The sequence below is a fragment of the Streptomyces sp. WAC05292 genome, from assembly GCF_003949955.1.
In the GTDB taxonomy this organism is placed as follows: domain Bacteria; phylum Actinomycetota; class Actinomycetes; order Streptomycetales; family Streptomycetaceae; genus Streptomyces; species Streptomyces globosus.
This window is the reverse complement of record NZ_RPSE01000407.1, coordinates 1-5,408: the sequence shown is the minus strand read 5'-3', so window position 1 is coordinate 5,408 and position 5,408 is coordinate 1. Positions and strand designations below refer to the sequence as shown.

Sequence of the window (5,408 nt, the reverse complement as noted above, 5' to 3'; positions counted from 1 at the left end):
GGGGCGGGGTCAGGCGGCCGCGGGGACGACGGGTGCGGCGGCCTCCGCCGGGGACAGCGCCAGCTCCAGCACCTGGCGCACGTCCGTCACCGGGTGCACCTGGAGCCGCTCCAGCACCTCGGCGGGCACGTCGTCGAGGTCGGCCTCGTTGCGCTTGGGGATGATGACGGTGGTCAGTCCGGCGCGGTGCGCGGCGAGCAGCTTCTGCTTGACGCCGCCGATGGGCAGGACCCGGCCGGTGAGGGAGACCTCGCCGGTCATGGCCACGTCGGTGCGGACCTGCCGGCCGGAGAGCAGCGAGGCCAGGGCGGTCGTCATGGTGATGCCCGCGCTCGGCCCGTCCTTGGGGACGGCCCCCGCCGGGAAGTGGATGTGCACGCCCCGGTCCTTCAGGTCGGCGACCGGCAGCTCCAGCTCCGCGCCGTGCGAGCGGAGGAAGCTGAGGGCGATCTGCGCGGACTCCTTCATGACGTCGCCGAGCTGCCCGGTCAGCACCAGCCCGGCCGCGCCCGTCTCCGGGTCGGCGAGGGACGCCTCGACGAACAGGACGTCCCCGCCGGCGCCGGTCACGGCCAGGCCGGTGGCCACTCCGGGGACGGCGGTGCGCCGCTCGGCGGGGTCCTGCGCGGACTCCGGGACGTGGTGCGGGCGCCCGATGAGCCCGCGCAGGTCGTCGGCGCCGATGTGCAGGGGCAGGTCCCCCTCGCCCAGTTCGTGTTGGGCGGCCACCTTGCGCAGCAGGCGGGCGATGGAGCGCTCCAGGGTGCGGACGCCCGCCTCGCGGGTGTACTCGCCGGCCAGCCTGCGCAGGGCGGCGTCCTCCAGGACCACTTCCTCCGCGGCCAGGCCGGCGCGCTCCAGCTGGCGGGGCACCAGGTGGTCGCGGGCGATGACGATCTTCTCGTCCTCGGTGTAGCCGTCGAGGCGGACCAGCTCCATGCGGTCGGCGAGGGCCTCGGGAATGGCCTCAAGGACGTTGGCGGTGGCGAGGAAGACGACGTCGCTGAGGTCGAGCTCGACCTCCAGGTAGTGGTCGCGGAAGGTGTGGTTCTGCGCCGGGTCGAGGACTTCGAGGAGAGCTGCGGCGGGGTCGCCGCGGAAGTCGGAGCCGACCTTGTCGATCTCGTCGAGGAGGACGACGGGGTTCATCGACCCGGCCTCCTTGATCGCGCGGACGATGCGGCCGGGGAGCGCGCCGACGTACGTGCGGCGGTGGCCGCGGATCTCGGCCTCGTCGCGGACGCCGCCGAGGGCGACGCGGACGAACTTGCGGCCCATCGCGTGGGCGACGGACTCGCCGAGGGAGGTCTTGCCGACACCGGGCGGCCCGACGAGGGCGAGGACGGCCCCGCCGCGCCGGCCGCCGACGACGCCCATCCCGCGGTCGGAACGGCGCTTGCGGACGGCGAGGTACTCGGTGATGCGGTCCTTGACGTCGGCGAGGCCGGCGTGTTCGGCGTCCAGGACGGCGCGGGCGCCGCGGATGTCGTAGGCGTCCTCCGTGCGCTCGTTCCAGGGGAGTTCGAGGACGGTGTCCAGCCAGGTGCGGATCCAGGAGCCCTCCGGGGACTGGTCGCTGGCCCGCTCCAGCTTGTCGACCTCCTTGAGCGCGGCCTCGCGGACCTTCTCCGGGAGGTCGGCGGCCTCGACGCGGGCGCGGTAGTCGTCGGACTCCTCGCCCTCCTTCTCGCCGTTCAGCTCGCGGAGCTCCTTGCGGACGGCGTCGAGCTGGCGGCGCAGCAGGAACTCGCGCTGCTGCTTGTCCACGCCGTCCTGGACGTCCTTGGCGATGGACTCGGCGACGTCCTGCTCGGCGAGGTGGTCGCGCAGCCAGGCGATGGCGAGCCGGAGGCGGGCGACGGGATCCGCGGTCTCCAGCAGCTCGACCTTCTGTGCGACGGTCAGGAACGGGGAGTAGCCGGAGTTGTCGGCCAGCGCCGAGACGCCCTCGATCTGCTGGATGCGGTCGACGACCTGCCAGGCGCCGCGCTTCTTCAGCCAGCTGGTGGCGAGGGCCTTGTACTCCTTGACGAGCTCGGTGACGGCGCCGGGCAGCGGGTCGGCGAGCCGCTCGTCGACGCTCTCGCCCTCGACCCACAGGGCGGCTCCGGGGCCGGTGGTGCCGGCGCCGATGCGCACGCGGCCGACGCCGCGGATGAGGGCGCCGGGGTCGCCGTCGGCGAGGCGGCCCACCTGCTCGACGGTCCCGAGCACACCGGTGCCGGCGTACCTGCCGTCGACCCGCGGGACGAGCAGCACCCGCGGCTTCCCGCTGCCGCCCGCGGCCTGGGCGGCCTCGACGGCCCCCCGCACCTCGGCGTCGGACAGGTCCAGCGGAACCACCATTCCGGGCAGCACGACCTCGTCGTCGAGCGGCAGCACGGGCAGGGTGAGCGTTACGGACGTCGAAGCCATGATCTTCCTTCCGGCAGTCAAGTTGAGCTACACCGACTCAATGGATATGCGCGGCCCGGTGTTCCCCAACAGGCGTTCGCCGGGGGCGAACGGGCGTCGAACGGGGGCCGGGGTGAGTGCGGGCGTCCCCTGCGGGTCAGGGGTCGGTTCGGCTGTCGGTGGGGCGGCTTAGCCTCCGGGCATGGGCATGATCGGGATGTACGTGCGGTTGCGGCCCGCCGAGTTTCGGCGGGCGCTGCGCGAGCCGGAATGGGCGCGGGAGCTGGCGAACGGGCTGGCCGAGGCGGAATGGGCGGCGCCCGAGGCGCCGTCGCCGCCGCCGTCACCGCCCGGGGCGGGGGCGGCGCGGTGTCACAGCACCGACAAGGCGTGGCACGCGCTGTCGTTCCTGCTGGACCGGATCGGCTTCCCGGTGGACGCCGTCCACGGCGACGCGGCCGTGCCGGGCGCGTCTCCCTGGGGGTACGGGCCGCCGCGGCACCTCGCGCCCGACCGCGTCGCCGCGGCCGCCGAGGCCCTCGCGGCCACACCGCCCGACGTGCTGGTCGACGGGGTCACCGCGCGGGACCTGGCCGCGGAGGACGTTTATCCGGCGGCGGTGTGGCAACGCGGTGAGCCGCTGGAGTGGGTGGTGGACCACTACCGGGAGCTGGAGCGGTTCTTCCGCGGCGCCGCCCGGGAGGGGGACGGGATGCTCGTCTGGATCGAGTAGCAACCGGTCGGGCCGGGTGCGGCTGCGGGTTCGGCTGCGGGTTCGGCATCGGCGGGCGGGCGTCCCGGCCCCGGCGGCCGGCAGCGACGACCCGCCCCGCAGGGCATCGGCGGCCCACCGAGGCCACGGCCCCGCCCGTGGCGGGACACACCCCTCCGGACCGCCTCGTCCGGTACGCGCGCACGGCGGTCTGCCGGCGGACTGTGGCCGGCCTCCACGCCTGAACCCCGCGCACCCGGGTGCGGGCAGCCGCTCACGGCCTCGGCGCGCGGCGGCTAGGGGCACGTGCCGCGGCGGGCGTGGATCGTGAGGCGGGCGCCGTGGAGGCTCGTCACCGAGCAGACGTCGAAGTGGGTCGCCAGGACCTCCCGTTTCACCGCCTCGCGCGGGTACGGGTCCAGCGGCTGGCCCTCCGGGTCGGTGAGGGCCACCACCCGCGGTGACGCCAGCAGCCGGGCCCGGATCTCGTCCGGCGGCAGCTCCGTGCCCCACAGGCTCGCCGAGGCGGCCGGGGTGCGCTCCAGCGCCAGGTCGTCCAGGGTGCCGTACACGCCGGGCGAGGACAGCAGCCACTCGCGGCGCCGGGCCGGCATGAACAGCACCGGGTCGCCGGGGCGGGCCTGCTCGCGGACGGCGGCGGCCACCGCGAGGGCGTCGTCCTTGCGGCTCTCGGGCGTGCGCAGCCACACCGACCAGCAGACTGCGGGTACCAGCAGCACGGCCGCCGGCGCCCATCGAAGTCGGCCGCGGGCGTTCGCGAGGCGCGCCCCGGCGGCCAGGGCGAGCCCGGCGAGGGAGTAGAGGACGTACCGGTCGACGTACCAGGGGTGGACCAGCGAGACGGCCAGCAGCAGTCCCGGAGGCAGCAGGGCGAGCGGTACGGCGACGCGGGCCAGGCGGTCCGGCAGCGCACCGCGCCGGGCGAGCAGCCAGACGGCCGCGACGACCACGGCGTACGCAGCCCAGTCGTGCCACTTCGGCCGGCCGAGCCAGCCCAGCTGCTGCTCGGCCTGCCGGGCGCTGACCGCGGCGAGCGGCAGGAGCAGGGCGAGCACGGCGCAGGCGCTGCGCCGCCAGCCCGGCGAGCGGCGCCCGGTGACGGCGTGGGCGGCAAGGGCGAGGACCGCGAACTCGTGCAGCCAGCAGCCGAGCAGCATGACGGCCCCGTACGCCGCCCAGCGCTCGCGCAGCATCAGGTACGTGGCCCAGACGACGGCTGCGGCGACGAGCGCGTACGACCGGCCCTCCTGGGCGTACGCCTGCACCGGTGGGAGTACCGCGTAGACGGCTCCGGCGATCATCCCTGCCCGCTCCCCGGCGAGGCGGCGGCCGACCGCGGCGACGCCGGCGGCGGCAAGGGCCGTCGCGGCGACCGACGGGAGCCGCAGCGCCCACAGGCCGCCGTCGAGCGCCGCGTCCGGGCCCGTGCCGGCGATCCGGAGGACGGCGTGCACGAGCAGGTAGTACAGGCCGTGCACCGCGTCGACCTGTCCTACGAGTTCCCACAGCCCGGAGGGCGGCCGGTGCGCGACCTGCCAGGTGACGGACTCGTCCCGCCACATGCTGCCGCCGCGCCCCAGGCCCCACAGGCCGAGGACGAGGGCGAGCAGCGGCGGCAGTGCGCGCCGGACGGCGGTGCGGATGCGGTCCTCCGGTGGGTTCCGTGGGAGCGGTGCGCCCCCCATACTCGGGGGTCGGCCGGCCGGTGAAACCTGCGGGGGGTGGGTGTGCGCGCACGGAGAGTGGCGAGGTCGGCGGGAGCGCTGGTGTGGGTGGCGGCGGTGCTGGCCGGGTGCGGCGCGGCGCCCGGGGGCGGCTCCTCGCCCTCGCCGGTGGGCGCGCCGCCCGCGACCCGCGCTCCGTCCACGCCGCCTGCACCGTCGCAGGCCTCCCCGGCGACGGCCGTGCCCTCCGCCCCCGCCGAACGGCTGGTGACGGTGACCCGGAGCGGCGGCTATGCCGGGAAGACGACGAGCCTGCTGGTCAAGGCCGACGGCTCGTGGGCGCGCCTGGACGGCGAGGCCCGCCCGGCGGGCGCGGGCCGGCTGTCGCCGGAGGACCTCGCGGAGCTTCGTGCCGCGCTCGCCGCGGCGGACTTCCCGAGGCTGCCGCGGGTCTCGACGGACGGCGGCACCGTCTTCGACGGGTTCACGTACGCGTTCGTGCACGCGGGCCGCGAGGTGGTGACGGCCGACGGCTCCATCCCGCCTGGCCTGCGGCCCGTCCTGGACGCCCTTCCCCCCTTCGAGGCCGACTGAGCGGCGCCACCGCCCACCGCACC

4 protein-coding genes are annotated in these 5,408 nt (G+C 76.0%); 2 read left to right on the top strand and 2 right to left on the bottom strand.

Translation table 11 applies throughout. From position 1 onward, the window contains the following. Nucleotides 1–9: 9 nt before the first annotated feature. Nucleotides 10–2,415, bottom strand: coding sequence for an endopeptidase La (lon, locus tag EF903_RS27935; RefSeq protein WP_125547763.1), 2,406 nt, complete (start codon nucleotides 2,413–2,415; stop codon nucleotides 10–12). A 181-nt stretch (nucleotides 2,416–2,596) separates the two neighbouring features. Between lon and EF903_RS27930 the strand changes: the two genes are divergently transcribed. Continuing rightward, nucleotides 2,597–3,127: a DUF1877 family protein gene (locus EF903_RS27930; RefSeq protein ID WP_125547761.1), complete on the top strand. Its 531-nt coding sequence runs from the start codon at nucleotides 2,597–2,599 to the stop codon at nucleotides 3,125–3,127. A gap of 275 nt (nucleotides 3,128–3,402) precedes the next feature. Here EF903_RS27930 and EF903_RS27925 read toward each other — a convergent pair whose 3' ends face one another. Next, a complete protein-coding gene (locus EF903_RS27925) occupies nucleotides 3,403–4,812 on the bottom strand; it encodes a glycosyltransferase family 39 protein (RefSeq protein WP_148142589.1) in 1,410 nt (469 codons plus the stop codon). 42 nt (nucleotides 4,813–4,854) lie between these two features. Here EF903_RS27925 and EF903_RS27920 point away from each other — a divergent pair, with 42 nt between their 5' ends. Further along, the gene (locus tag EF903_RS27920) at nucleotides 4,855–5,385 is read left to right on the top strand and encodes a hypothetical protein (protein WP_125547759.1); all 531 of its coding nucleotides are present in this window, start codon (nucleotides 4,855–4,857) and stop codon (nucleotides 5,383–5,385) included. Nucleotides 5,386–5,408 lie beyond the last annotated feature (23 nt).

Excerpts from the sequence above, each read along its gene's own strand:
- lon (WP_125547763.1), bottom strand. The coding sequence starts at position 2,415 with ATGGCTTCGACGTCCGTAACGCTCACCCTGCCCGTGCTGCCGCTCGAC.
- EF903_RS27930 (WP_125547761.1), top strand. The coding sequence starts at position 2,597 with ATGGGCATGATCGGGATGTACGTGCGGTTGCGGCCCGCCGAGTTTCGG.
- EF903_RS27925 (WP_148142589.1), bottom strand. The coding sequence starts at position 4,812 with ATGGGGGGCGCACCGCTCCCACGGAACCCACCGGAGGACCGCATCCGC.